Here is a 25,891-nt window from a genome sequence, read left to right on the forward strand (position 1 = left end):
CCGCAACCCACCGAGAGGATCCGACGACGTGAGTCCGGCCGACATCGACCCCCGGCAGGAGGTTCCCGCGCGGGGCCGCCCCCGCAGCGAGGCGGTCGAACGCGCCATCATCGAGGGGGTGATGAGGCTCCTGGAGGACGGCGTGCCCCTGGCGGAGCTCTCCATCGAGCGCATCGCCCGCACGGCGGGCGTCGGCAAGGCCACCATCTACCGGCGCTGGAGCGGCAAGGAGGATCTCTTCGTCGACGTCCTGCGGGCCGCCGAACCCCCGGACCCCGAACTTCCCGGCACCTCCATGCGCGATGACCTGGTCGTCCTGCTGGAGTCCGTGCGGCTGCGCGGCCTGGCAGGCAGGACCTCGGCGATCCTGCACCACGTGCACGCCCAGATGAAGAGCAGCCCGAACCTCTGGGCCGCCTACCACGACACCGTCATCGTGCCGCGCCGCAGGCTCGGTCTTGAAGTGCTGCGCCGGGGCCGGGAGAACGGCGAACTGCGCGCCGACGTCGACATAGATCTGCTCAACGACATCGTCGTGGGCCCCGTCCTCGTCCGCACCGTCATGCGCCCCGACGCCGACCTCCCGCACGACCTCGCCGAGCGAGTCGTGGACACCCTCCTCCAGGGCCTACGCCCCGTCAGTACCTAGCCGCACTGTGCGCGTTTCGTCACAGACCGCGCTTTCACCACCCCGCCCGGAACCCCCCGGGCGCACCCGTACGTCCTCGCCCCCGTACGGCCGCCGAGGGGCGGCGGGAACGGAACCGATCATCCCCTAGGGTCTTACGGACACGGGGCGGACGGCGTGCACGGCAGGTTGTGAGGCGACGGTATGGCGCAGCAGGCGTACATGACGGAGACGGACAACAAGGGCTCGGGGCCCGAGCGCCCGGCTTCCCGGCTTCGGCGCCTGCTGGACAGTCTGAGCAGAGGCTGGCGGGGCGATCGTCGCATCTGGCGCCGCGGGCTGGTCCTGGCGGTCTGCGCGGCCCTGCTGGCCCTGGTCATGCTGGCCCACTCCCGCATCCCGAACGCGATCGGCAACCTGGGCAGCCTGATCGAGACGTTCCTGCCCTGGCTGGGGCTGTTCATCCCGCTCCTGCTCGTCCTGGCGCTGGTCCGCAAGTCGGCGACGGCACTGATCGCGACGATTCTGCCCGCGGTCGTCTGGCTGGACCTCTTCGGCGGCCTGCTCAGCGACAAGAACGAGCCCGGTGGTGACCTGACGGTGGTCACGCACAACGTCAACGCCGACAACCCGGACCCGTCCCGCACGGCCCGGGACGTGGCCGCCTCGGGTGCGGACATCCTGGCCCTGGAGGAACTGAAGGCGTCGAAGGTTCCCGCCTACGAAGCGGCGCTGGCACCGGCGTACAAGCACCACGCGGTGGTGGGGACCGTGGGCCTGTGGAGCAAGTACCCCCTGAGCGACGTGAAGTCCGTGGACATCCGCCTCGGCTGGAAGCGCGCGATGCGCGCCACCGTCGCCGCCCCCGCCGGCCGGGTCGCGGTCTACGTCGCCCACCTCCCCTCGGTCCGCGTGAAGATGGAGGCCGGCTTCACGGCACGTCAGCGCGACAAGAGCGCCGACGCCCTGGGGGAGGCCATCACCCACGAACCCCTGGAGAACGTCGTCCTGCTCGGCGACCTGAACGGCACGATGAACGACCGCGCCCTGAACGCCGTCACCTCCCAGATGCGCTCCACCCAGGGCGCCGTGGGCAGCGGCTTCGGCTTCAGCTGGCCCGCGTCGTTCCCGATGGCGCGGATCGACCAGATCCTGGTCAGGGGCGCCGAACCGGAAAGCTCCTGGACCCTCCCGGCCACGGCGAGTGACCACCTCCCCGTCGCGGCCCGGGTGACGGTCGCCACCCCGTCCGACTGAAGCCGGCCCTCCGCGGTCGGGGCGCCGGCCGGGGCGGGCTGTCGCTCCCGGCCGGCACCGCAGGCGTCACCTGTCCGTCCCGCCCGGCTTTCGGGCGTCAGGCGGGCGCGCCCTCACGCCAGCCGTTGGTGATCGGCAGGCGGCGGTCCTTGCCGAAGCCCTTGGGGGAGATCTTCGTGCCCGGCGGGTACTGCCGGCGCTTGTACTCCGCCCGGTCCACCATCCGCAGCGTCTTCGCCACGAGTTCCGCGTCGAACCCGGCCGCGACGATCTCGTCGGCCCCCCGGTCCCGGTCCACGTACAGCGCCAGGATCCCGTCCAGCACCGGATAGTCCGGCAGCGAGTCCGTGTCCACCTGCCCCGGCCGAAGCTCCGCGCTCGGCGGCTTGGAGATCGAGTTCTCCGGAATCGGCGGCGTCTGTCCCCGCTCCACCGCAGCCCGGTTGCGCCACTGGGCCAGCTGGAACACCGACGTCTTGTACACATCCTTGATCGGGCCGTACGCGCCGACGGAATCTCCGTACAGCGTCGAGTACCCCACCGCCAGCTCCGACTTGTTCCCCGGAGCCAGCACGATGTGCCCCTCCTGGTTGGAGATCGCCATCAGCAGCGTCCCCCGCAGCCGCGACTGCAGGTTCTCCTCCGCGAGCCCCGTCAGTCCCAGCGAGTCCATATACGCGTCGAACATCGGCTCGATGGCGACCGTCCGGTAGTTCAGCCCCGTACGCCGCGCCAGCTCCGCCGCGTCGCCCTTCGAGTGCTCCGACGAGTACTTCGACGGCATGGACACGCCGTACACGTTCTCCGCACCCACCGCGTCACAGGCGATCGCGGCGACGAGCGCCGAGTCGATCCCCCCGGACAGCCCGATGACCACGGACCGGAACCCGTTCTTCGCGACATAGGCCCGCAACCCCACGACCAGGGCGGAGTACACCTCCTCGTCGTCGTCGAGCCGCTCGGCGTACCCTCCGGTCAACTCGGCGTCGTACGCGGGCACAGGCGTCTCGGACAGGACCACCCGGTCGATCCGCAGCCCGTCGTCCACCACTCCCACCGGCGCGTCGGCCGCCGCGGCGGGCAGCTCCAGATCGACCACCACACACGCCTCGGAGAACTGCGGCGCCCGCGCCACCACCTCACCGGCACGGTCGACGACGATCGAGTCCCCGTCGAAGACGAGCTCGTCCTGTCCGCCCATCATCGCGAGGTACGCGGTCGTGCACCCGGCCTCCTGCGCCCGCTTGCGCACCAGTTCCAGCCGGGTGTCGTCCTTGTCGCGCTCGTACGGCGAGGCGTTGACCGACAGCAGCAGCCCGGCCCGCGCCGAGCGCGCCGCCGGCACCCGCCCCCCGTCCTGCCACAGGTCCTCGCAGATGGCGAGGGCGACGTCCACACCCCGCACCCGCACCACCGGCATGGTGTCGCCGGGCACGAAGTACCGGAACTCGTCGAAGACGCCGTAGTTCGGCAGGTGGTGCTTGGCGAAGGTCAGCACCACCTCGCCCCCGTGCAGCACGGCGCCGGCGTTCTGCGGCGCACCGGCCGGCTGCCCGTACTTCGGCTGGGCGGCGGAGCTGCGGTCGAGGTAGCCGACGATCACCGGAAGGTCCCCGAAGCCCTCCTCGGCGAGCCGCGCGGCGAGCGAGCGCAGCGCCGCGCGCGAGGCTTCCACGAAGGACGACCGCAGGGCGAGGTCCTCGACGGGGTACCCGGTCAGCACCATCTCCGGGAACGCCACGAGGTGCGCTCCCTGCTCGGCGGAGTGCCGGGTCCAGCGGACAATCGTTTCGGCGTTGCCGGTGAGATCACCGACGCGGGAGTCGATCTGATTCAGGGCGAGACGTAGTTGAGGCACGCGACCCAGTGTAATCGTCAAAGCGACGCGATGTCTCGGAGCCCCCTAGGGCCGAGCCGCCGCCCCGCGCTCCTCGAGCATCCCCGCCATCAGCTCGATCTCCGACTCCTGCGCCTCGACCATCCCCCGCGCGAGCCGCTTCTCGACCCCCACCTCGCAGGCGCTCACACACCCCTGAGCCATATGGACCCCACCCTGGTGATGGTCCGTCATGAGCTGCAGGAAGAAGACCTCGGCCCGCTTCCCGTCCAGTGTCCCCAGCCGCTTCATCTCGGCGTTCGTCGCCATCCCCGGCATCAGCGCCCCGTCCTTGGCGGAGGCCGTGTCACCCATCCCCATCCAGGTCATGGGCGGATCCGAGGACACCTTGGGCAGCTCCCACAGGTCGAGCCAGCCCAGCAGCATGCCCCGCTGGTTGGCCTGCGTCTGGGCGATGTCGTAGGCGAGCCGCCGGACCTCCTCGTCGTCCGTCCGGTCCCGCACGATGTACGACATCTCCACGGCCTGCTGATGGTGCACGGCCATGTCCCGGGCGAACCCGGCATCCGCGGAGTCCGCGGCCGGAACGGCATCCGAGGACCCCTCGTCCCCGGCCACCGCGAAGGTGATCGCTCCGGCCGCGACGAGCACCGTCGCCGCGGCCCCCGCGATCAGCCCCATCTGCCTCACTTGGACAGCCCGTTGGTGCAGGCGGCCCCCGGTTCCGGCGTCTGCTGCCCCTGGACGAACTTCTCGAGGAACGCGTCCACGTCCGGATCCTCCGCGCCCGTCACCGCGCGCTGGTGCCCCCAGGCGGTCAGCAGGAGCGGTTCCTTCTGCCCGTCGACCGGGCTCATCAGCGTGTACGGCGTCTTCTTCACCTTCGCGGCGAGCGCGTCGACGTCGGCCTTCTCCGCATCGGCGTTGTACGTCACCCACACGGCTCCGTGCTCCAGCGAGTGCACGGCGTTGGTGTTGTTGATCTCGTCGGGGTAGACGTCCCCGTTGCAGTTCATCCACGCGGGGTGGTGGTCACCGCCCACCGGGGGCGAGACGGGATAGTCCACGGCCTTGGTCACATGGTTGCGCCCCAGCTCACCTTCCCAGGCCCGCACGCCGTCCTTGCCCGTGACGAACTTGCCCGTGTTCTTCGCGTCGCTGCCGCCGCCGTCGTCCGACTGCGACTGGACGAGCACCACACCCCCGACGACGAGTCCGCCGACGACCACCGCACCGGCCGCGATGGCGAGGATCCGGTTGCGACGCTCGCGGGCCTGCTCGGCGCGCCGCATCTCCTCTATGCGCGCCGTGCGGGACGCACTGCTCTTCTTGGCGGAGCCCATGGGGGAAGCCCTTCGGGGAGGCGTGGGACGAACGGATCAGCTGATCGTAATGGGAAGGCGGGGCGAGTCGTAGAGTGCCCGGAAAACAGGCCGGACGCACGGCCACAGCACCCGCACACATCCTCCACCCCGAATAATTTGAACCCCGGATGCGTATTACTTACGCTGCATGGTATGCGGCTCCTGCGCTCCACCGACCTGGCTCTCCGGGTCCTCATGCGCCTCGCCGTGACCGACGAATCCAACCCCACGACTCGGGACGTCGCGACGGCCATGGACGTGCCGTACACCCATGCCGCGAAGATCGTCGCCGAGCTCCAGCACATGGGTATGCTCACGGCCCGGCGCGGCAGGGGGGGTGGTCTGGCGCTCACGGAGGAGGGCCGTACCGCCTCGGTGGGCGCCCTGGTCCGGGCCTTCGAGGGGGAGGGTGACGTCGTGGACTGCGAAGGCGCGGCCACCTTCGCCCCCTGCCCGCTGAGCTCCGCCTGCCGGTTGCGCGGGGCTTTGCGCCGGGCCCAGGAGGCGTTCTACGCCACGCTGGACCCGATCACGGTGGCGGACATCGCCGCCGGCCCGACGGACACCCTTCTGCGGGGCATCTCCCCGAGGTCATGAGCGTCCCATGCCGGACGACCGTTACGGATACGGGCCCGAACAGGCAAGATGGACCCCGGAGCGGTACACCTGTCGTGTGCGAGGCATTCGAGTCACCGCCAGTCGGCCGATCAAGGTCGGCAACGCGTATGTAACGCTGGTGTGGTGGGATGCCCGTGTGCCCGCTCGGGTGCCCGCCCGCCTCCCGTGGCGCGAGCGCGAACAGGCGGCCTGACCGGCAAGGATGAGGAAGCGGAAGATGGACAAGCAGCAGGAGTTCGTGCTCCGGACGTTGGAGGAGCGCGACATCCGGTTCGTGCGCCTGTGGTTCACCGACGTGCTGGGCTTCCTCAAGTCCGTGGCCGTCGCCCCCGCCGAACTCGAACAGGCGTTCGATGAAGGGATCGGTTTCGACGGTTCCGCCATCGAGGGCTTCGCCCGGGTGTACGAGTCGGACATGATCGCCAAGCCGGACCCGTCGACGTTCCAGGTCCTCCCCTGGCGCGCCGAGGCCCCCGGCACGGCCCGGATGTTCTGCGACATCCTGATGCCGGACGGCTCCCCGTCCTTCGCCGATCCGCGCTACGTCCTCAAGCGCGCCCTCGCCCGCACCTCCGACCTGGGCTTCACCTTCTACACCCACCCGGAGATCGAGTTCTTCCTGCTGAAGGACAAGCCGCTGGACGGCAGCCGCCCGACCCCCGCGGACAACTCCGGCTACTTCGACCACACCCCGCAGAACGTCGGCATGGACTTCCGCCGGCAGGCGATCACCATGCTGGAGTCGATGGGCATCTCGGTGGAGTTCTCCCACCACGAGGGCGCCCCCGGCCAGCAGGAGATCGACCTGCGCTATGCGGACGCGCTCTCCACGGCGGACAACATCATGACGTTCCGCCTGGTCATGAAGCAGGTGGCGCTGGAGCAGGGTGTCCAGGCGACCTTCATGCCCAAGCCGTTCTCCGAGTATCCCGGCTCCGGCATGCACACCCACCTCTCCCTCTTCGAGGGTGACCGCAACGCGTTCTACGAGTCCGGCGCGGAGTACCAGCTCTCCAAGGTCGGCCGCTCCTTCATCGCGGGTCTGCTGAGGCACTCGGCGGAGATCTCGGCGGTCACCAACCAGTGGGTCAACTCCTACAAGCGCATCTGGGGCGGTTCGGAGCGCACGGCCGGCGCCGGCGGCGAGGCCCCGTCGTACATCTGCTGGGGCCACAACAACCGCTCGGCCCTGGTCCGGGTGCCGATGTACAAGCCGGGCAAGACGGGCTCGGCGCGCGTGGAGGTCCGCTCTCTCGACGCCGGCGTCAACCCCTACCTGGCCTACGCCCTGCTTCTCGCGGCCGGCCTCAAGGGCATCGAGGAGGGCTACGAGCTCCCGCCGGGTGCCGAGGACGACGTCTGGGCCCTCTCCGACGCGGAGCGCCGCGCACTCGGTATCGAGCCGCTGCCGCAGAACCTGGGCGAGGCCCTGGTCCTGATGCAGCGCAGCGACCTGGCCGCCGAAACCCTCGGCGAGCACGTCTTCGACTTCTTCCTGCGCAACAAGCGCCAGGAGTGGGAGGAGTACCGCAGCGAGGTCACGGCGTTCGAACTGCGGAAGAACCTGCCGGTGCTGTAGGCGCGGGTCGGGGTGGGGGCGGTTTCCGGCCGGCCGGACGTCCGGTCACGGTCGTACGGCCGGCAGCGTGGAGTGCGTCCTGCCGGGCACCCGGGCTGCCGACCAGGGCCGGGCCCGGTCCTGGGTCCGTTCGGCCACCTCGCGCACCTCGGCCACGACGTCACCACGTTCGCGTACCAGGCCGTCGGGGGACTGGAGGGTGATCCCTGGCAGAGGGCGGGGGCACGGGGGCGGGCTTGATCTGCGTGTGTGGGGAGTCCTTCCGGGCGTGGCCGGGCTGTCCCCGGCTACGAGGCCGGACGCACGGGCCCCGGGGCCGATGGCCGTCGACCCCGGGGCCCGTTCAGGGCTGCCCCGGTGGTCAGCCCATGCTCTTCGCGCCGTCCAGGGACTCGCGGACGATGTCGGCGTGGCCGGCGTGCTGGGCGGTCTCGGCGATGATGTGCATCAGGGCCCTGCGGGCCGTCCACCGTGCGTCGGACTCGAACCACGGGGCTTTCGGCAGCGGCCATGCGGCGTCCAGGTCGGGGAGTGTGGCGACGAGGTCGTCGGTGCGGCGGGCCACCTCGGCGTAGTCGGCCAGCACACCGGCCAGCGTCTCACCGGGCAGCATCCGGAACTCGTCGGCCCGCCGGGCCCAGTCCGCCTCGGTCATGGCCGTGAAGTCCCCCATCGCCGAGGGGCCGTTCAGGATGAAGTCCACCCAGTTCCGCTCGGCCGAGGTGACGTGTTTGATCAGGCCGCCCAGGCAGAGTTCGCTGCTGGTGGTCCGCAGCCCGGCCTGCTCGTCGGTGAGGTCACGGGTGGTGAAGCGCAGGAAGTGCCGGTGCTTGGCGAGCACCTCCAGCAGGTCGGCGCGCTCGCCGGTGACGGCCGGTGCTTCGGCCGCGTCGCGGGTGGTCGTCTCGTTCACGGTCATTGGTCTCCGCCTTGTGTTGTTCCAGTTCCGTCGTTCGAGGACCACGCTAGAAGCGATTGAGGTCAGATCCCGTCCTAAAGGCTCCCTCCATCCCCTCGCGAACCGGAAGCCTGCCTTCCGTAACTGCGCGGAACCTTGCCACCCCCACGGGGGTGGCCCTACTGTCGCGACGACAGAAAGAAAGCGCTTTCTCGCCGATGGGTCCGGCTCACCCAGCCCTCCCTCATCGGTCTCACTGTCATGCCCATGACAGCCCCACTCAGAGGACGAAAGGCGAGACGAGAATGAGACGATCAGTCGCCGTGCGGCTCTCCGCATTACTGGCAACGGGAGCCCTCGCGGCCGCGACCGGCGTGGCCCTGTCCACGTCCACGGCATCCGCCGCGACGGGGGGTGTCACCGGCTACGCCACGCAGAACGGCGGGACCACCGGCGGCGCGGGTGGCCAGACGGTCCGCGCCACCACGGGTACCGCGATCCACCAGGCCCTGTGCGGCCGGGCCAGCAGTTCCACCCCGATCGTCATCCAGGTCGAGGGCACCATCAACCACGGCAACACCACCAAGGTGTCGGGCAGCAGTTGCAGCACCGCCGCGGACAAGATCGAGCTCAAGCAGATCAGCAACGTCACGATCGTCGGCGTCGGGAGCGGTGCCGTCTTCGATCAACTGGGCATCCACATCCGGGAGTCCAGCAACATCATCATCCAGAACGTGACCGTCCGGAACGTCAAGAAGTCCGGCTCGCCCACGTCGAACGGCGGCGACGCCATCGGCATGGAAAGCGACGTCCGCAACGTCTGGGTCGACCACACCACGCTGGAGGCCTCCGGCGGGGAGTCGGAGGGCTACGACGGCCTCTTCGACATGAAGGACAACACCCAGTACGTGACGCTGTCCTACAGCACCCTGCGCAACTCCGGCCGCGGCGGCCTCATCGGCTCCAGCGAGAGCGACCGCTCCAACGGCTACATCACGTTCCACCACAACCTGTACCAGAACATCGACTCCCGCACGCCCCTGCTGCGCGGCGGCATCGCGCACACCTACAACAACCACTACAAGAACCTGAACGAGTCCGGGATCAACTCCCGGGCCGGCGCCCGCGCGAAGGTGGACAGCAACTACTTCGAGGACTCCAAGGACGTCCTCGGCACCTTCTACACCAGCGAGGCCGGCTACTGGCAGGTCAGTGGCAACATCTTCGACAACGTGACCTGGTCCGAGCGCGAGGGCGACACCAACCCGGCCGGTCCGAACCCGACGTCGAACACGTCGGTGAGCATTCCGTACGCGTACACCCTCGACGCGGCCAACTGCGTACCGAGCGTGGTCAGCCAGACCGCCGGCGCCAACAAGGGCCTCAAGGTCTCGGACGGCAGCTGCACCCCGCAGAACCCGGACCCCACCGACCCGGGCCCGACGGACCCGGACCCCACCGATCCGGACCCGGACCCGACCGACCCTGACCCCACCGACCCGCCCACCGGCACCAACCTCAGCCTCGGCGCGGGCGCCGACGGGTCCTCCAAGGCCGATGGCACCAGCTACGGCAATGTCCGGGACGGCGACATGAGTTCGTACTGGTCCCCGTCCGGCTCGACCGGCTCGGTCTCGATCAAGTGGAGCTCCGCCACCACGGTCTCCAAGATCAACGTCCGTGAGATGTCGGGCTCCGCGGGCACGATCGGCTCCTACCGGGTCATCAACCACGACACCGGAGCCGTCCTGGCCTCCGGCAACGGAGCGGGCGTCATCGGCTTCTCCGCCACCTCCCTGAAGAAGATCACCTTCGAGATCACCGGCTCGTCCGGCACCCCGAGGGTCGCCGAGTTCGAAACGTACGCGAGCTGACACCCCGGGGGTCGTCCTCGGGGCGGCCCCCGGCTTCAGTCGGCGGGACGTTCCACGAGGCGGGCCCCCGCCGCCGACGTGGGGGGTGAGGCGGGGCCCGCCGGAATGCCTGGAATCCCGGACGGCGACGGAGCCGGGCGTGCCGACCGCGTGTTCGTATGACGACGTCTCCGCCCGCATCGCTGCTACCGGGGCGGCCTGCCCGTGAGACCGCCCCTCGGAGGTACCGCCCTTTCACTGCTCCACCGATCTGCGTACCTTCCCGGCCACGGCGGCGAGCGCGCCGGTGTCTGCCCCCGGCCCGTCACAACCGGGGGCAGACGCGCGACGAGGCGGCGGCGGTCTCAGCCGGACGGGCCGGAGCGGTTCCCGGCCTCGTCCTTGAGGCTGCGGCCGGAGTCCCGGGCCTGGTCGGTGACTTGGCCGGCCCGGCCGCGGGCCTCGTCCTGGGTGGTGCGGGCCGCCTGCTGCGCGGTGTCCTTCACCTCCGCGACCGCGCCCTGCGTGGCCTCCCTGGCGTCCTCCTTCAGTTGCTGCGCGGACTCGGTGGCGGCCTGCTTGACCGGCTCCAGCACCTCGGCGCCGCGCTCCATCAGCTCGGAGGCCTTCTGCTGCTCCTTCTCCGAGGACGGCACCATCGAGGCGGCCAGCAGACCCACGCCGAAGGCGACCAGACCGGCGGCCATCGGGTTGCCCTGCGTCTGGCGGCGGGCCATCTCGGGTGTCTGCTGGACGGCCTGTCCCGCCTGCTCGGCGGCCCCGCGCGCCGACTCGGCCGCCCGCCCGGTGCCTTCCTGCACCGAACCGGCCGCCGAACCCGCCGCGGACTGCACCGAGTCGGACGCCGACCGGGCGGTGCCGGCCACACCGTGCGCCGTGTGGGACGCGGTGCCCATGACGCGGTCACGGACGCCCGACACCGTGCGGCGCATCCTCGCCTTGCGGCGGCGGGCCATGCGGCGCGGGCTGGCCCGGTCGGCGAGCTGGTCCACGTCCGCGGACAGCTGGTTGCGCGTGGCCGCTATCTCGGCCCTCATGTGGTCGGGTGACGTGCCCATTCCGCGTCCTCCTTCAGGGTCTGGACGGTGTGCTCCGGCTTGGGGGAGACGGTGCGCATCTTCGCGCGGCCCTTCTGGTACAGAACCGCTGCGGCAACGGCCCACAGCGCGGTGACGATCAGGGCGGCCCAGCCCTCGTCCATCACACTGGCCAGGGCGAACATGGCCGCCAGTGACAGGAACAGCAGGACCATGTAGCCGGCGAACCCGGCACCGCCGAGCATCCCGGCCGCCTTGCCCGCCTTGGTGCCCTCCACCTTGATCTCGGCCTTGGCCAGCTCCACCTCCTGACGGAAGAGGACCTGGAGGTCCGAGGTCACCTTGGACAGCAGCTCGCCCGTGGACCTCTCCGGTGCCGGCGGCTCGACCGAGCGGGCCCGGGACAGCGGTGACATCGTGGCCATCTCATGCCTCCGGGAACGGACGGCCCGGCGTGCCGGCCGGCGGTGTGCCCAGGGTCGGCGCGGTGGACGGTGCGGGCGGCGACGTCCCCGGCGGGGGAGCGACCGGCAGCGCCTCGGGGGCCGGGGCCGCGGGGACCTGCCGTCCCTGCCCGTTCCCGTCGGTCCGGGACGCCGACTGCGTCGCCTTCGCCAGGCGCCCGACGGCCAGTCCGGCCAGCAGCGCGCCGCCGAGGAAGGCGCCGGGGCGGCGCCGGGCGAAGCCCTGGATATCGGCGGCGAGCCCTTCGACTCCCTGCCGCTCCAGATAGTCGGCCGCCCGCTGTCCCCTGTCGCCCGCCCGGGCCGCGAGGCCCCGGGCGGGCGAGTCGTGGTCGGCGTGTGCGGCCAGGCCGGAGAAATCGTCCGCCCACTGCCGCAGCGTGCCGGCCGCCCGCCTGGTCTGCCCGTCCGCCTCGTCGATGGCGCGGCCGCGCAGGTCCTCGATGACGGTGCCGGCCTGCTGCCGCGCCTCACCCGCGACGGTCCGGGCCTGTTCCGCCGCGGTCCCCGCGACCTGGCCGGCGGCCTCCTTGGCCTGCCCCGCCGTCGCGGAGGTCTCTGCCCTGACCTTCTCTCCGGTGCTCCCGGCACCGGTTCGTACGGACTCACTCATCGGCGACTTCCCCTCATCGGATGCGTGCGTACGGCACGTGGCCCCCGTGACCCGGAGTGGGCCGGAGCCCGCGCTCCGGGCCGCACACGTGGCCGTCCGTCTCCACACGAGTGGCCATTTGTGAGGGTTTGACACGCTATAGACAAAGAGGCTTATGAGGTTCCCTGTGCTGCGGGCGGAACCCGGGAGCGCGCGGCCCCGTTCGTGGTACAGATGCGGGTGATCCTGGCCCCGCCGACGCCGGAGATCATGGATGCCGCGCTGGCCGTCCGAATCCGCTACGGGTCCCTGGACCTTGTGGACGCGGTCAACGTCGCTCTCGCCGCCGAGTACGGCACGGCTTCCCGGTGATCTGTGACCGGCGACCGCGGACCTACCCCTCCGCCTGATCCCCCAGCATCTTGTGCAGCGGCTCCTCCGCCCGCCGCCGGTACTCCTGGACCGCCCAGCCGTTGCCGTCCGGGTCCGTGAAGTACATGAAGGTGGCGCCGTCGGACTCGGCGTACTGCACCGGTTCGGAGACGTCCAGGCCCCGCTCGACCAGTTCCGCGCGGGCCGCCTCGATGTCGGCGACGCAGAGCTGGAGCCCCTGGTAGGTGCCGGGCGCCGGGGTGGGCCCGGGGGTCGACTCCCACAGGGTGTCGCCGAGGGCGATCGAACAGCCGGAACCGGGCGGGGTCAGCTGGACGATGCGCATGCCCGGCACGACCTCCTGGTCGATGTCGACGTGGAAGCCGACCTTGTCCCGGTAGAAGTCCCTGGCCCGGTCGATGTCGCTCACCGGGAGCGGGATCACTTCGAGGGTCATGTCCATGGAACAGCGACTCCTTCGTCGGCTTCGGGTCAGGCGAACCGCCACCTGGTCTGGCTGAACGGCTCTCCCTTACCGAATCCGAAAACGGTCCGCGGCGCCACCGAAAACACCACCGCGTGTCCCGGACCGTGGTGGAAGTGACCGTCCCGGACCTCGAAGTGCCAGAAACTGCCGTACTTCGCCTCCCACCGGGCCGCCAGTACCCGCAGCCGCGCGTCGTCGAAGACCCGTACGGCCTCGCCCTCCACCACCACGTCGTATCCCTCGTTCCACGTGTTGGCTCCCCAGGTCAGCACGACGTGCGGGTTCTCCGCCAGATTGCGGGCCTTGCGCTCGTCCGGCCCGGTGCAGAAGTGCAGCGCGCCGGCCGACCACACGGCGGGGAGCGGGGTGACATGGGGACGGCCGTCAGGGCGGACCGTGGAGATCCAGAACAGTTCCGCGTCGCTGATCAGCCGCTCCACCTCGGACCAGGGCGGCGAACCGGCTTCCGGATCGCTGTAGCGCGGGTCGAGGCGGGACTCAGGGGTGTCGCTCATGGGAACTCCTCCGGGGGTGGGCCGTGGTCGTGCTCCGCCATCAGACCCCGCCCGCACCCGGAACTCATCGCGGGCGCCGTCCCCGGAGCCGTGTGTTCCCGCTCCGGATAGGCTCGTCGCCGTACGACCCAGATCCGAGGCACGAGGCACGAGGGAGGCCGGGATGACGTCGGCGCCGGGGCGCAGGAGCAGTATCTTCACGCGGCTGCTGCGGCACGGCTTCACCGATCCGTCCGCCGCCGAGCGGCTGCTGGACAGCGACGAGCTGGCGCCCGTGCGCGACGACCCGGTCCTGCTGGACGCCCTCGGCCAGGCCGCCGACCCCGATCTCGCGCTGCTCGGCCTGGTACGGCTGCTGGAGGCGCAGGACGGGGGCACCGCCCGCCAGGAGCTGCTGGACACCCTGATAGCCGCCAAGCCGCTGCGGGACCGGCTGCTCGGGGTGCTCGGCGCGTCCGAGGCGCTCGCCGATCATCTGGCCCGGCACCCGAGCGACTGGCAGGCCCTGGTCACCTACGAGCCGCGTGATCTCCACCCCGGCGTCCAGGAGTTCGAGCGGGGTCTCGCCGGCGCCGGTGACCCGGTCTCACTCCGCGTCGCCTACCGGCGCTGCCTGCTGTCCATCGCCGCCCGTGACGTCTGCGGCACCATCGAGGTCGCCCAGACCGCCGCCGAGCTCGCCGACCTCGCCACCGCCACCCTGCGCGCCGCCCTCGCCCTCGCGCAGGCCGACGCGCCCCAGGACGCCGCGCTGTGCCGGCTCGCGGTGATCGCGATGGGCAAGTGCGGGGGACACGAGCTCAACTACGTCTCCGATGTCGACGTGATCTTCGTGGGCGAGGCGGTGGGCGGCGCCGACGAGGACAAGGCGCTGCGTGCCGCCACCCGGCTCGCCTCGCACATGATGCGGATCTGTTCCGAGACCACCGTCGAGGGCTCCATCTGGCCCGTCGACGCCAATCTGCGCCCGGAGGGCCGCAACGGGCCGCTGGTCCGCACCCTCGCCTCCCACCTGGCCTACTACCAGCGCTGGGCCAAGACCTGGGAGTTCCAGGCACTGCTCAAGGCCCGCCCGATCGCCGGTGACCTCGCGCTCGGCGAGGAGTACGTCGCCGCGCTCCAGCCGCTGGTGTGGGGGGCCGCCGAGCGGGAGAACTTCGTCGCCGACGTGCAGAAGATGCGCCGCCGGGTGGTGGAGAACATCCCCGCCGCCGAGATCGACCGCCAGCTCAAGCTGGGGCCGGGAGGCCTGCGGGACGTCGAGTTCGCCGTGCAGCTGCTCCAGCTGGTGCACGGCCGTGCCGACGCCTCCCTGCGCAGCGGCACCACCCTCGACGCGCTGAAGGCCCTCGCCGCCGGCGGCTACGTCGGCCGCACGGACGCCGCCCAGCTCGACGACGCCTACCGCTTCCTGCGCTCCATGGAGCACCGCATCCAGCTCCACCGGCTGCGCCGCACCCACCTCGTCCCGGAGGACGAGCGCGATCTGCGCCGTCTGGCCCGCTCCCTCGGCCTGCGCACCGACCCGGTCGCCGCCCTGAACCGTGAGTGGCGGCGGCACGCCTCCGTCGTCCGGCGGCTGCACGAGAAGCTGTTCTACCGGCCGCTGCTCGACGCCGTCGCCGCGCTGGCCCCCGGCGAGGCCCGGCTCAGCGCGGAGGCGGCACGGGAGCGCATGGTGGCCCTCGGGTACGCCGACCCGGCCGCCGCGCTGCGCCACCTGGAGGCGCTGGCGTCCGGCGTCACCCGCAAGGCGGCCATCCAGCGCACCCTGCTGCCCGTGCTGCTCGGCTGGTTCGCCGACTCCGCCGACCCGGACGCCGGTCTGCTGACCTTCCGCAAGGTCTCCGACGCGCTGGGCAAGACCCCCTGGTATCTGCGGCTGCTGCGCGACGAGGGCGCCGCCGCCGAGAACCTCGCCCGCGTGCTCTCCGCCGGACGACTCGCCCCCGACCTGCTGATGCGCGCCCCCGAGGCGGTGGCGCTGCTCGGCGACGGGGACGGCGGCGGACTCACCCCCCGCTCCCGAGCCGCCCTGGAACAGGAGATCCTCGCAGCCGTCCGCCGCGCCGACAACGCCGTCCAGGGCGTCACCGCCGCCCGCGGGGTGCGCCGCCGCGAGCTGTTCCGTACGTCCGCCGCCGACATCGTCGGCTCCTACGGCACCGAGTCCCAGCCCGCCGAGGCCGATCAGGGCGCCCTGGTGGACCTGGTGGGGGGCGCGGTGTCCGACCTGACGGCCGCCACCCTCGCCGGTACGCTCCGCGCGGTGGTCCGGGAGGGCTGGGGCGACATGCTTCCCACCCGCTTCGCGATCATCGGCATGGGCCGCTTCGGCGGACACGAGCTGGGCTACGGCTCCGACGCGGACGTGCTGTTCGTGCACGAACCGCGCGACGGCGTGGACGAGCGGGAGGCGGCCGAGGCCGCGAACAAGGTCGTCTCCGAGATGCGCCGGCTGCTCCAGATCTCCAGCGCCGACCCGCCGCTGCTGATCGACGCCGACCTGCGCCCGGAGGGCAAGTCGGGCCCGCTGGTACGGACCCTGAAGTCGTACGAGGCGTACTACCGGCGCTGGGCGCTGGGGTGGGAGCGGCACGCGCTGCTGCGCGCCGAGCCCGTCGCGGGCGACGAGGAGCTGGGACGGCGCTTCACCGAACTGATCGACCCGCTGCGCTATCCGGCTGCTGGGCTCGAGGAGGAGGCCGTCCGGGAGATCCGGCGGCTGAAGGCCCGTATGGAGTCCGAGCGGCTGCCGCGCGGCGCCGATCCCAAGCTGCACGCCAAGCTCGGCCCGGGCGGGCTGTCCGACGTGGAGTGGACCGTGCAGCTGCTCCAGCTGCTGCACGGCGCGGGGGAGCCGGGCCTGCGCACGACGCGCACGCGCGAGGCGCTGGCCGCGGCCCGCGCGGCCGGGATGATCTCCGAGGAGGACGCGGTCATCCTCGACGAGGCCTGGGTACTGGCCACCCGGGTGCGCAACGCGGTGATGCTGGTCCGGGGCCGCGCGGGGGACACCTTCCCGACGGCGCCCCGGGAACTGGGCGCCGTCGGCCGCTACCTGGGCTACGGTCCCGGCCACGCGGGCGACATGCTCGACGCCTACCGGCGTACGGCGCGGCGGGCGCGGGGCGTGGTGGAGGAGCTGTTCTACGGATCATGAGACGCCGTGGGCCCGGGGACTTCGCGGTGCCCGGGCCCCGTGGGGCCGTGCGACCCCGTGGTCACCCCTGCTTCGGCAGCGGGATCCGGTCCGGCTCCCGTTTCTTCCGTTCGGACACCTGCCTCGGCAGGGCGTACGGCTGACGGCCGTACCAGAGCAGCGCGATCCCGTAGCCGACGGACAGGCAGATCAGGCCGCCCACCGCGTCCAGCCAGAAGTGGTTGGCGGTGGCGACGATCACCACCAGGGTGGCCACCGGGTACACCAGGCCCAGCACCCGCACCCACGGGACGGTGGCCAGCGCGAAGATCGTCAGACCGGCCCAGACCGACCAGCCGATGTGCATCGAGGGCATCGCCGCGTACTGGTTGGACATGTTCTTCAGGTCCCCGGAAGCCATCGACCCCCAGGTCTGGTGGACCAGCACGGTGTCCACGAAGTCCTGGCCGTTCATCAGCCGGGGCGGGGCCAGCGGGTACAGGTAGTAGCCGACCAGGGCGAAGCCCGTCGTGGTGAACAGGACCAGCCGGGTCGCCGCGTACCGGCCGGGATGACTACGGTAGAGCCACACCAGGACACCCAGCGTGACCACGAAGTGCAGGGTGGCGTAGTAGTAGTTCATCCCGACGATGAGCCAAGTCACCGAGTTCACGGTGTGGTTCACGGACTCCTCGAAGGCCGCCCCGAGTTGCTGCTCCATCCGCCAGATCCAGTCGGCGTTGCGCAGCGCCTCGGCCCGCTGTTCGGGCACGGCGTTGCGCACGAGGGAGTACGTCCAGTAACTCACCGCGATCAGCAGGATCTCGAACCACAGCCGGGGCCGGCGGGGCGTGCGCGGGCGCGGCAGCAACCGCCGCCCCGTCGTCTCGTCCGCGACGGGGTGCGCTGCGGCCTCTTCCCGGCCTTCCAGCGTGGTCACGGTCAGGTCACCCATGGGCACAGAGTCTGCCAGAAAAGACGTCCCCCTCGGATCATCCCTCGGTCGGGCCGGACCCGCAATGTTCTCCCCCGCGGACGGACGGGCATCCTCCTACCCCGGTAGTGCGCGAAAGCCCGCGTTCTCCGACCTAGGGACGATGCCGGTCCCCGGGGGCCGAAGCGGTCGAACCGCGCACCACCAGTTCCGGCATGAACACGAACTCGCTGTGGGGTGCGGGCGTTCCGCCGATCTCCTCGAGGAGCGTGCGCACCGCGGCCTGGCCCATCGCCGGGACCGGCTTGCGGACCGTGGTCAGCGGCGGATCGGTGAAGGCGATCAGCGGCGAATCGTCGAAGCCGACCACCGAGATGTCCTTCGGCACGTCCAGACCGCGCTGCCGGGCCGCCCGTATCGCGCCCAGCGCCATCATGTCGCTCGCGCACACCACCGCCGTGCAGCCGCGGTCCATGAGCGCGGTGGCGGCGGCCTGGCCGCCCTCCAGCGTGTACAGCGAGTGCTGGACCAGCTCCGTCTCGACCGTCTCGGCACTCAGACCCAGTTGCTCCTGCACGGCGCGGACGAAGCCCTCGATCTTGCGCTGCACCGGCACGAACCGCTTCGGCCCGAGTGCCAGCCCGATCCGGGTGTGGCCGAGGGAGGCGAGGTGGGTCACGGCGAGCGCCATCGCGGCCCGGTCGTCGGGGGAGATGAACGGCGCCTGCACCTTGGGCGAGAAACCGTCCACCAGCACGAACGGCACGCCCTGCGCCCGCAGCCGCTCATAGCGCTGCGTGTCGGCGGTGGTGTCCGCGTGCAGCCCGGAGACGTAGATGATGCCGGCCACCCCGCGGTCCACGAGCATCTCGGTGAGCTCGTCCTCCGTCGACCCGCCCGGGGTCTGGGTGGCGAGCACCGGGGTGTAACCCTGGCGGGTCAGCGCCTGCCCGATCACCTGGGCCAGCGCCGGGAAGATCGGGTTCTCCAGTTCGGGGGTGATCAGACCGACCAGGCCCGCGCTGCGCTGCCGCAGCCGCACCGGACGCTCGTAGCCCAGCACGTCGAGGGCGGCGAGCACGGACTGACGGGTGGTGGCGGCGACGCCCGGCTTGCCGTTCAGGACCCGGCTGACGGTCGCCTCGCTCACCCCCGCCTGAGCAGCGATATCAGCAAGCCGAGTGGTCACAGGACCGGACTGTATCTGCCGGTTCTCACCTTGCACACCGATCGGACGCCTGGTGCGCGCCGTCGGACGGCCCGCTGCGGGCTGCTGGGTCATCGCGATCCCTCACGTCGTGGTCGGCGTCCGGTCCGCAACGGATGATTCCCCCGGCGGCAACGGATGGCAAGTGCTTGCAGAGTCTTGCACAACTGCCCGAACCCCTGTCGTACGGGCGGAAACCCGGGTTGCGCGAGGGTCGAGAACAGGTCACGACGCCATAACTGCCGACCTGGCTTGCAAAACTTTTCTGCAAAGTCTTTCGAAACGGTTCCATCGCTGTTACGTTCACGTCGCCCGGCCGCCGCATCGGCGCAGTCGGCACCTCGCAGGACGGCGGACGGGGCCGACCCTGCACCACACGGGCTTAACCCTCAAGGAGAACCTCATGCGGCGTGGCATAGCGGCCACCGCGCTGGTGGCGTCCCTCGCCCTCGCGGCGACGGCCTGCGGCGGAGACAGCGACAGCGGCGACAAGGCCGACGGACCGGTCACCATCACCTGGTGGGACACCTCCAACGCGACCAACGAGGCGCCGACCTACCAGGCCCTGGTCAAGGAGTTCGAGGCCGCGAACAAGGACATCAAGGTCAAGTTCGTCAACGTCCCCTTCGACCAGGCGCAGAACAAGTTCGACACCGCCGCCGGTTCCAAGGGCGCGCCCGACGTGCTGCGCTCCGAGGTCGGCTGGACCCCCGCCTTCGCCAAGAAGGGCTTCTTCCTGCCGCTGGACGGCACCGAGGCCCTCGCCGAGCAGGACAAGTTCAAGTCCAACCTGCTCGAGCAGGCCAAGTACGAGGGCAAGACGTACGGCGTCCCGCTGGTCACCGACACCCTCGCCCTTGTGTACAACAAGGAACTGTTCGAGAAGGCCGGCGTCGAGGCCCCCAAGACCTGGGACGACCTGAAGAAGGCCGCCGCCACCATCAAGGACAAGACCGGCGTCGACGGCTACTGGGGCTCCACCCAGGCCTACTACGCCCAGTCCTTCCTCTACGGCGAGGGCACCGACACCGTCGACGCCGATGCCCAGAAGATCACCGTGAAGTCGCCCGAGGCCAAGAAGGCCTACGGCACCTGGCTGGACCTCTTCGACGGCAAGGGCCTGCACAAGGCCGACACCACCGCCGACGCCTACGCCCACATCCAGGACGCGTTCGTCAACGGCAAGGTCGCCTCGATCATCCAGGGCCCGTGGGAGATCACCAACTTCTACAAGGGCTCCGCGTTCAAGGACAAGAACAACCTCGGCATCGCCACCGTCCCGGCCGGCTCCACCGGCAAGGCGGGCGCCCCGACCGGTGGCCACAACCTCTCGGTCTACGCCGGCTCCACCAAGGACAAGCAGGAGGCCGCGCTGAAGTTCGTGAACTTCATGACCTCGGCCAAGGCGCAGGAGACCATCGCGCTGAAGAACTCCACGCTGCCCACGCGTGACGACGCCTACACCGACCAGGTCAAGGCCGACCCGGGCATCGCCGGCTACCAGACGGTCCTCTCCGCCGCGCAGCCGCGCCCGGCCCTGCCCGAGTACAGCTCGCTGTGGGGTCCGCTGGACGACGAACTGCCGCAGATCGCGGGCGGCAAGGAGTCCCTGGACAAGGGCCTCGGCGACGCGGAGACCGCGATCGCCAAGCTGGTGCCGGACTTCAGCAAGTAATGCCCGTGTGGCCGCCGGATCCGCTTCCAGGAGGGGAGGATCCGGCGGCCACCGGCCTGTGTGCCGTCCCCCTTGACCATCCAGAAGGTGCCGAACCATGACAGTCGCCATCGACCGCGCGACCGGCAAGCGCCGCGGTGACCGCGCGCCCCGCCCCGGGCCGGTCAGCCGCCTGAAGCGCGGATACCAGAAGTACTGGTACGCCTACGCCATGATCGCGCCGGTGGCGCTCGTGCTCGGCGTCATCGTGCTGTATCCCCTGGGATACGGCTTCTACCTCACGCTCACCGACGCCGACAGCCTCAACTCGGCCCGCACCATCGGTGTCAACGAGATCGAGGCCACCTACAAGTTCATCGGCATCGACAACTACGCCGACATCCTGTGGGGCGAGACGGCCTACGACCGCTTCTGGTCCAAGTTCATCTGGACGATCGTGTGGACGGCGGTCTGTGTCGCCCTGCACTACGGCATCGGCCTGGGCCTGGCCCTGCTGCTCAACCAGAAGCTGCGCGGCCGCACCTTCTACCGGCTGGTCCTGATCCTGCCGTGGGCCGTGCCGACGTTCGTCACCGTCTTCGGCTGGCGTTTCATGCTCGCCGACGCCGGCATCATCAACTCCGGCCTGGAATTCCTCGGCCTGCCGACACCGGCGTGGCTGGAGGACACCTTCTGGCAGCGGTTCGCCGCCATCATGGTCAACACCTGGTGCGGTGTGCCGTTCATGATGATCTCCCTGCTCGGCGGACTCCAGTCCATCGACGCCACGCTGTACGAGGCGGCCGAGATGGACGGCGCGAGCGCCTGGCAGCGCTTCCGCCACGTCACCCTGCCGGGCCTGCGCTCGGTCAGCTCCACCGTGGTCCTGCTCGGCGTCATCTGGACCTTCAACCAGTTCGCGGTGATCTTCCTGTTGTTCGGCAACACCGCCCCGGAGGCGCAGATCCTCGTGACCTGGGCCTACCAGCTCGGCTTCGGACAGCAGCCGCGCGAGTTCGCCGAGTCCGCGGCCTACGGCATGCTGCTGCTGGCCATCCTGGTCGTCTTCACCTCCTTCTACCGACGCTGGCTGAACCGCAATGACCAGCAGCTCGCGATCTGAGGCAGGAGTCCCCATGAGTACATCCACCGTCACCACCACCGCTCCGGCGGACCGGCCTGCCGACGACAGGACCCCGGCCCGGCCGTCCCGCCGGCGCGGTGAGAGCGGCCCCCTGGCGCGCCTCACCTCGCACGGCGTCCTGACCGTGGCCGGTCTGATCGCGCTGTTCCCGGTCGCCTGGCTGGTCTTCCTGTCCCTCGGCCCCGACAAGGACGACTATCTGCGTCCCGGCGGCATCTGGGGCAAGATGACGCTGGACAACTACGCGTACGTCCTGCAGAACACGAACTTCTTCGACTGGCTGAAGAGCTCGCTGATCGTTTCGCTCGGTACGACGCTCATCGGTGTCTTCGTCGCCGCCACCACCGGCTACGCGGTGTCCCGGATGCGCTTCCCGGGCTACAAGAAGTTCATGTGGGTGCTGCTGCTCACGCAGATGTTCCCGGTGGCCGTCCTGATGGTCCCGATGTACCAGATCCTCTCGGACCTGCGGCTCATCGACACCTACCTCGGCCTGATCCTCGTCTACTGCTCCACGGCGGTGCCGTACTGCGCCTGGCTGATGAAGGGCTACTTCGACACCATCCCCTTCGAGATCGACGAGGCGGGCCGTGTCGACGGGCTGAGCCCCATCGGCACGTTCGTGCGGCTGATCCTGCCGCTCGCCAGGCCAGGTCTCGCGGTCGCCGCGTTCTACAGTTTCATCACCGCGTTCGGCGAGGTCGCCTTCGCCACGACGTTCATGCTCGACGACGAGAAGTACACCCTCGCCGTCGGTCTGCAGAGCTTCGTCAGCGAGCACGACGCGCAGCGCAACCTGATGGCCGCCACCGCGGTCCTGATCGCGATACCGGTCTCCGCGTTCTTCTACCTCGTGCAGAAGAACCTGGTCACCGGCCTCACCGCCGGCGGCACGAAGGGCTGATCCCCTTCACGGCACGACTCCCGCGCGCCTGACTCGCGCGGGTAGGCGGCCGCGGTGCCCATCCGACCCCGCTGTCACCGCGGCCGCCTTGTTCAGCCGGCCACCCCACTCGCTTTCCCCGACCGCACTCGTATCAAGGACGACATGAGCCAGCAGCACTCCGCCGCCCCGGCCCCGACCCCCACGACCGACGCGGCCGTCGCCACCGTCTCCCGGCGCCGCGACTGGTGGCGGGACGCGGTGATCTACCAGGTGTATCCGCGCAGCTTCGCCGACAGCAACGGCGACGGCATGGGCGACCTGGAAGGCATCCGCTCCCGCCTGCCGTACCTGCGCGACCTCGGGGTGGACGCCGTATGGCTCAGCCCCTTCTACGCCTCGCCGCAGGCCGACGCCGGCTACGACGTCGCCGACTACCGCGCCGTCGACCCCATGTTCGGCACCCTGCTCGACGCGGACGCGCTGATCCGCGACGCCCACGGACTGGGCCTCAGGATCATCGTCGACCTCGTGCCCAACCACTCCTCCGACCAGCACGAGTGGTTCAAGCGCGCGCTCGCCGAGGGCCCCGGATCGCCCTCGCGCGACCGCTACCACTTCCGCCCCGGCAAGGGCGCGAACGGCGAACTGCCGCCCAACGACTGGGAGTCGATCTTCGGCGGCCCGGCCTGGACCCGCGTCACCGAGCCCGACGGCACCCCGGGCGAGTGGTACCTGCACCTCTTCGCGCCCGAGCAGCCCGACTTCAACTGGGAGCACCCGGCGGTCGGCGACGAGTTCCGCTCCATTCTCCGCTTCTGGCTCGACATGGGCGTGGACGGCTTCCGTATCGACGTCGCGCACGGCATGGTGAAGGCCGAAGGACTGCCCGACCTCGGAAACCACGAGCAGCTGAAGCTGCTGGGCAACGATGTCATGCCGTTCTTCGACCAGGACGGTGTGCACGACATCTACCGGCAGTGGCGGCTGATCCTCGACGAGTACTCGGGCGAGCGGATCTTCGTCGCGGAAGCCTGGACCCCGACCGTGGAGCGCACCGCGAACTACGTGCGCCCCGACGAGCTGCACCAGGCGTTCAACTTCCAGTACCTGGGCACCCACTGGGACGCCGAGGAGCTGCGTACGGTCATCGACCGCACCCTGGACGCCATGCGCCCGGTCGGCGCCCCCGCCACCTGGGTGCTGTCCAACCACGACGTCACCCGGCACGCCACCCGCTTCGCCAACCCGGCCGGCCTCGGCACCCAGATCCGCCTGGCCGGCGACCGTGGACTGGGCCTGCGCCGGGCGCGCGCCGCCACCCTGCTGATGCTGGCGCTGCCCGGTTCGGCCTATGTCTACCAGGGTGAGGAACTGGGCCTTCCCGACGTCGTGGACCTCCCCGACGAGGTGCGCCAGGACCCGGCGTACTTCCGGGGCGCGGGCCAGGACGGCTACCGCGACGGCTGCCGGGTGCCGATCCCGTGGACGCGCGCGGGCTCGTCGTACGGCTTCGGCGACGGCGGAAGCTGGCTGCCGCAGCCGGACGTCTGGGGTGAGCTGAGCATCGAGGCGCAGACCGGTGACCCCGGCTCCACCCTGGAGCTGTACCGGTCCGCGCTCGCCGTGCGCCGCGACCAGGCCGACCTGGGCGCGGGCGACGCGGTGGAGTGGCTGCGGGCGCCGGAGGGTGTGCTCGCCTTCCGCCGCGGTGACTTCGTGTGTGTCGCGAACACCACGGGGGAGTCGGTGACCGTGCCGTCGTACGGCCGGGTGCTGATGTCCAACGGTGAGGTCGCCGAATCCGGCGGCGAGGCGAAGGTGCCGGCGGACACGACCGTGTGGTGGACCAGGGGCTGACGTTCGTCCGTCCCGCAACTTTTTCATTCACGTTGGTACGGCCCGCTGCCCTTTCGGGTGGCGGGCCTCTACCATCTGCGTTGCCGCAAGGTTGCTGAACCTTTCTGCAAGAAGCTTCAGCCGACTCCGGCGGTTTCCCCACACCCTTCGACGAAGAAGGAACCCCACATGGCACGCAGAACCCTCGCCGTGGCCACCGCGCTCGCGGCCGCCACGGTTGTCATGACCCCGACCGGGGCGCAGGCCTCCCCGCCGGGCAGCAAGGACGTCACCGCCGTCCTCTTCGAATGGAACTTCAACTCGATCGCCCGCGAGTGCACCCGCACCCTCGGCCCCGCGGGATACGGATACGTCCAGGTGTCCCCGCCCGCCGAGCACATACAGGGCGCGCAGTGGTGGACGTCGTACCAGCCGGTGAGCTACAAGATCGCCGGCCGGCTCGGTGACCGTACGGCCTTCCGGAACATGGTGAACACCTGTCACGCGGCCGGCGTGAAGGTCGTCGCCGACACGGTCATCAACCACATGTCCGCCGGTAACGGCACCGGCACCGGCGGCTCGTCGTACACGAAGTACGGCTATCCCGGCCTGTACTCCTCGTACGACTTCGACAACTGCACCTCGCAGATCAACAACTACGGCGACCGCTGGAACGTCCAGAACTGCGAACTGGTCGGCCTCGCCGACCTCGACACCGGCGAGGAATACGTCCGCAAGACCATCGCCGGGTACATGAACGACCTGCTGTCGCTGGGTGTGGACGGCTTCCGCATCGACGCCGCCAAGCACATGCCGGCCGCCGACCTGGCCAACATCAAGTCCCGGCTGAGCAACCCGAACGCGTACTGGAAGCAGGAGGTCATCCACGGTGCGGGCGAGGCCGTCCAGCCCGCCGAGTACACGGGCAACGGCGACGTGCAGGAGTTCCGGTACGCCTACGACCTCAAGCGGGTCTTCAACAGCGAGAACCTCGCCTACCTGAAGAACTACGGCGAGGGCTGGGGCTACCTGAACAGCTCCGTCTCCGGCGTCTTCGTCGACAACCACGACACCGAGCGCAACGGCAGCACCCTGTCCTACAAGGACAACGCCACCTACACGCTGGCCAACGTCTTCATGCTGGCCTGGCCCTACGGCGCCCCGGACATCAACTCGGGCTACGAGTTCTCCGACCACGACGCCGGGCCGCCGAACGGCGGACAGGTGAACGCCTGCTGGCAGAACGGCTGGAAGTGCCAGCACGCCTGGCCGGAGATCAAGTCCATGGTCGCCTTCCGCAACGCGACCCGGGGCCAGTCGGTGACCAACTGGTGGGACAACGGCGGTGACGCGATCGCCTTCGGGCGGGGCAGCAAGGGCTTCGTGGCCCTCAACCACGAGTCCGGCTCCCTGACCCGCACCTACCAGACCTCACTCCCGGCGGGCACGTACTGCAACGTCCAGAACAACACCGCGGTGACGGTGAACGGTTCGGGACAGCTGACCGCCACGCTGGGCGGCAACACGGCCCTCGCGGTGTACGCGGGCAAGTCGAGCTGCTGAAAC

The 25,891-nt window shown here is 70.3% G+C and carries 23 protein-coding genes; 12 read left to right on the forward strand and 11 right to left on the reverse strand.

Features of this window, described 5'->3' with window-relative positions:
* The first annotated feature begins 28 nt into the window (after positions 1-28).
* Both ACZ5C2_RS04555 and ACZ5C2_RS04560 read left to right on the forward strand, forming a co-directional pair.
* Positions 29-649, forward strand: a complete 621-nt coding sequence (locus tag ACZ5C2_RS04555; RefSeq protein ID WP_468786454.1) for a TetR/AcrR family transcriptional regulator — start codon at positions 29-31, stop codon at positions 647-649.
* Between the two features lie 183 nt (positions 650-832).
* Entirely contained in the window at positions 833-1,885 is a 1,053-nt protein-coding gene (locus tag ACZ5C2_RS04560; protein WP_468786456.1) for an endonuclease/exonuclease/phosphatase family protein, read from the forward strand.
* A 97-nt stretch (positions 1,886-1,982) separates the two neighbouring features.
* On the opposite strand, the gene ACZ5C2_RS04565 is transcribed toward ACZ5C2_RS04560, so the two are convergent.
* Genes ACZ5C2_RS04565 through ACZ5C2_RS04575 form a run of 3 tightly spaced genes read right to left on the reverse strand, consistent with a single transcriptional unit; the run spans position 1,983 to position 5,065 of the window.
* The gene (locus ACZ5C2_RS04565; RefSeq protein WP_468786458.1) at positions 1,983-3,743 is read right to left on the reverse strand and encodes an NAD+ synthase; all 1,761 of its coding nucleotides are present in this window, start codon (positions 3,741-3,743) and stop codon (positions 1,983-1,985) included.
* A 45-nt stretch (positions 3,744-3,788) separates the two neighbouring features.
* Positions 3,789-4,403: a DUF305 domain-containing protein gene (locus ACZ5C2_RS04570; RefSeq protein WP_468786460.1), complete on the reverse strand. Its 615-nt coding sequence runs from the start codon at positions 4,401-4,403 to the stop codon at positions 3,789-3,791.
* 5 nt (positions 4,404-4,408) lie between these two features.
* Positions 4,409-5,065 (reverse strand): DUF3105 domain-containing protein, encoded by a 657-nt coding sequence (locus tag ACZ5C2_RS04575; RefSeq protein WP_468786462.1) that lies wholly within the window; start codon positions 5,063-5,065, stop codon positions 4,409-4,411.
* Positions 5,066-5,239: 174 nt separating this feature from the next.
* Between ACZ5C2_RS04575 and ACZ5C2_RS04580 the strand changes: the two genes are divergently transcribed.
* The gene (locus ACZ5C2_RS04580) at positions 5,240-5,683 is read left to right on the forward strand and encodes an RrF2 family transcriptional regulator (RefSeq protein WP_468786464.1); all 444 of its coding nucleotides are present in this window, start codon (positions 5,240-5,242) and stop codon (positions 5,681-5,683) included.
* Positions 5,684-5,921: 238 nt separating this feature from the next.
* Positions 5,922-7,283 carry a glutamine synthetase family protein gene (locus ACZ5C2_RS04585; protein WP_468786466.1) on the forward strand — a complete coding sequence of 454 codons (1,362 nt, stop codon included), beginning with the start codon at positions 5,922-5,924 and terminating at the stop codon, positions 7,281-7,283.
* Positions 7,284-7,644: 361 nt separating this feature from the next.
* Here the strand turns inward: ACZ5C2_RS04585 and ACZ5C2_RS04590 are convergent, their stop codons facing one another.
* The gene (locus tag ACZ5C2_RS04590) at positions 7,645-8,202 is read right to left on the reverse strand and encodes a DinB family protein (RefSeq protein WP_468786468.1); all 558 of its coding nucleotides are present in this window, start codon (positions 8,200-8,202) and stop codon (positions 7,645-7,647) included.
* Between the two features lie 284 nt (positions 8,203-8,486).
* Here ACZ5C2_RS04590 and ACZ5C2_RS04595 point away from each other — a divergent pair, with 284 nt between their 5' ends.
* Positions 8,487-10,055, forward strand: coding sequence for a pectate lyase family protein (locus ACZ5C2_RS04595; RefSeq protein ID WP_468786470.1), 1,569 nt, complete (start codon positions 8,487-8,489; stop codon positions 10,053-10,055).
* 344 nt (positions 10,056-10,399) lie between these two features.
* Here the strand turns inward: ACZ5C2_RS04595 and ACZ5C2_RS04600 are convergent, their stop codons facing one another.
* The 3 genes from ACZ5C2_RS04600 to ACZ5C2_RS04610 are packed head-to-tail and all read right to left on the reverse strand — an operon-like array spanning position 10,400 to position 12,169.
* On the reverse strand, positions 10,400-11,113 hold the full coding sequence (locus ACZ5C2_RS04600) for a DUF3618 domain-containing protein (RefSeq protein WP_468786472.1): 714 nt from the start codon (positions 11,111-11,113) through the stop codon (positions 10,400-10,402).
* On the reverse strand, positions 11,089-11,517 hold the full coding sequence (locus tag ACZ5C2_RS04605) for a phage holin family protein (RefSeq protein WP_468786474.1): 429 nt from the start codon (positions 11,515-11,517) through the stop codon (positions 11,089-11,091). Before ACZ5C2_RS04605 ends, ACZ5C2_RS04600 begins: the two co-directional genes overlap by 25 nt.
* A gap of 1 nt (position 11,518) precedes the next feature.
* Entirely contained in the window at positions 11,519-12,169 is a 651-nt protein-coding gene (locus ACZ5C2_RS04610) for a hypothetical protein (RefSeq protein ID WP_468786476.1), read from the reverse strand.
* Positions 12,170-12,382: 213 nt separating this feature from the next.
* Here ACZ5C2_RS04610 and ACZ5C2_RS04615 point away from each other — a divergent pair, with 213 nt between their 5' ends.
* Positions 12,383-12,520, forward strand: a complete 138-nt coding sequence (locus ACZ5C2_RS04615; protein WP_468786478.1) for a hypothetical protein — start codon at positions 12,383-12,385, stop codon at positions 12,518-12,520.
* Positions 12,521-12,542: 22 nt separating this feature from the next.
* On the opposite strand, the gene ACZ5C2_RS04620 is transcribed toward ACZ5C2_RS04615, so the two are convergent.
* Both ACZ5C2_RS04620 and ACZ5C2_RS04625 read right to left on the reverse strand, forming a co-directional pair.
* Entirely contained in the window at positions 12,543-12,983 is a 441-nt protein-coding gene (locus ACZ5C2_RS04620) for a VOC family protein (protein WP_468786480.1), read from the reverse strand.
* A 29-nt stretch (positions 12,984-13,012) separates the two neighbouring features.
* Positions 13,013-13,522, reverse strand: a complete 510-nt coding sequence (locus ACZ5C2_RS04625) for a pyridoxamine 5'-phosphate oxidase family protein (protein WP_468786482.1) — start codon at positions 13,520-13,522, stop codon at positions 13,013-13,015.
* 163 nt (positions 13,523-13,685) lie between these two features.
* On the opposite strand from ACZ5C2_RS04625, the gene ACZ5C2_RS04630 reads away from it, so the two are divergent.
* A complete protein-coding gene (locus tag ACZ5C2_RS04630) occupies positions 13,686-16,685 on the forward strand; it encodes a bifunctional [glutamine synthetase] adenylyltransferase/[glutamine synthetase]-adenylyl-L-tyrosine phosphorylase (RefSeq protein ID WP_468786484.1) in 3,000 nt (999 codons plus the stop codon).
* Positions 16,686-16,746: 61 nt separating this feature from the next.
* On the opposite strand, the gene ACZ5C2_RS04635 is transcribed toward ACZ5C2_RS04630, so the two are convergent.
* Positions 16,747-17,619, reverse strand: coding sequence for a phosphatase PAP2 family protein (locus tag ACZ5C2_RS04635; RefSeq protein WP_468786486.1), 873 nt, complete (start codon positions 17,617-17,619; stop codon positions 16,747-16,749).
* Positions 17,620-17,752: 133 nt separating this feature from the next.
* The gene (locus tag ACZ5C2_RS04640) at positions 17,753-18,787 is read right to left on the reverse strand and encodes a LacI family DNA-binding transcriptional regulator (RefSeq protein ID WP_468786488.1); all 1,035 of its coding nucleotides are present in this window, start codon (positions 18,785-18,787) and stop codon (positions 17,753-17,755) included.
* Between the two features lie 421 nt (positions 18,788-19,208).
* Here ACZ5C2_RS04640 and ACZ5C2_RS04645 point away from each other — a divergent pair, with 421 nt between their 5' ends.
* The 5 genes from ACZ5C2_RS04645 (at position 19,209) to ACZ5C2_RS04665 (ending at position 25,888) form a co-directional block, all read left to right on the forward strand.
* Positions 19,209-20,480: an extracellular solute-binding protein gene (locus ACZ5C2_RS04645; RefSeq protein ID WP_468786490.1), complete on the forward strand. Its 1,272-nt coding sequence runs from the start codon at positions 19,209-19,211 to the stop codon at positions 20,478-20,480.
* Between the two features lie 97 nt (positions 20,481-20,577).
* Positions 20,578-21,582, forward strand: a complete 1,005-nt coding sequence (locus tag ACZ5C2_RS04650) for a carbohydrate ABC transporter permease (protein WP_468786492.1) — start codon at positions 20,578-20,580, stop codon at positions 21,580-21,582.
* Between the two features lie 13 nt (positions 21,583-21,595).
* Positions 21,596-22,507 (forward strand): sugar ABC transporter permease, encoded by a 912-nt coding sequence (locus tag ACZ5C2_RS04655; protein ID WP_468786494.1) that lies wholly within the window; start codon positions 21,596-21,598, stop codon positions 22,505-22,507.
* Positions 22,508-22,651: 144 nt separating this feature from the next.
* A complete protein-coding gene (locus ACZ5C2_RS04660) occupies positions 22,652-24,346 on the forward strand; it encodes a glycoside hydrolase family 13 protein (RefSeq protein WP_468786496.1) in 1,695 nt (564 codons plus the stop codon).
* 168 nt (positions 24,347-24,514) lie between these two features.
* Positions 24,515-25,888, forward strand: a complete 1,374-nt coding sequence (locus ACZ5C2_RS04665; RefSeq protein WP_468786498.1) for an alpha-amylase — start codon at positions 24,515-24,517, stop codon at positions 25,886-25,888.
* Positions 25,889-25,891: the final 3 nt, after the last annotated feature.

Source organism: Streptomyces sp. NPDC031365 (assembly GCF_055569765.1).